The organism is Mesorhizobium sp. M7A.F.Ca.MR.362.00.0.0 (assembly GCF_004023175.1).
GTDB lineage: Bacteria > Pseudomonadota > Alphaproteobacteria > Rhizobiales > Rhizobiaceae > Mesorhizobium.
Genome location: NZ_RZTF01000722.1, coordinates 793 through 1497, shown reverse-complemented (window position 1 = coordinate 1497; position 705 = coordinate 793). Strand labels below are relative to the sequence as shown.

General features: G+C 62.8%; 2 protein-coding genes. Both read left to right on the top strand.

Going from position 1 to position 705, the window contains the following annotated elements; genetic code table 11:
• Nucleotide 1 precedes the first annotated feature (1 nt).
• The gene (locus tag EOC06_RS37140; RefSeq protein WP_245458417.1) at nt 2-253 is read left to right on the top strand and encodes a transcriptional regulator; all 252 of its coding nucleotides are present in this window, start codon (nt 2-4) and stop codon (nt 251-253) included.
• Between the two features lie 182 nt (nt 254-435).
• Nucleotides 436-705: Gfo/Idh/MocA family protein (locus EOC06_RS44580; RefSeq protein ID WP_245470426.1), on the top strand; the 270-nt coding region annotated here is incomplete at its 3' end.

Sequence of the window (705 nt, the reverse complement as noted above, 5' to 3'; positions counted from 1 at the left end):
CATCATCACCGGCCGGGTGTGGAAGAAAAAAGGCGGAAAACCGGAAGGCGTCCACGTCATGCTGGTCGCGCCCGACGACGATTCGGCGGTGCGCCGGGCACTCGAATCGCTTGCCGCCGAAGGGTACGCCGAGGCCGAGCTCGACCAGATCGGCGACATGGACGGCATCCCCGACGAAGAGCCGCATATCTCAGCCTTCCAGGGCGCGCTCGAAGGCGAAGTGTCGATCGTCACCTTCGACGTGCCGATCTGAACCCGAACCCGGTCCAGCTTTCGAATCGACTGCCGAGACGAATCGGCGACCGAGGCCTTCCCAGCCGACAAAATGTGCACTGCCGCCTCAAGGAAGGCCGAGCTAGGCTTCTCGGCTTCGGCTTGCCCGGGGCAAGTGTTCTGGTAAGAAACCATCACCATCATCAAACAGACGGAGCGGCCGTGTCCCAGCCCATCAAGATAGGCATCGTCGGCGTTGGCAAGATCGTCCGCGATCAGCATCTGCCGGCCCTGGCGAAAGACCAGGACTATCGCCTCATCGCGGCTGCCAGCCGTCACGGCAAGGTGGATGACATCCCGAATTTCCCTGATATCGAAGCCATGCTCGACGCGGTGCCCGAGCTCGAGGCCGTGTCGCTCTGCATGCCGCCGCAGTTCCGCTACGATGCGGCGCGCATCGCGCTGATGGCCAAGAAGCATGTCTTCCTGGAG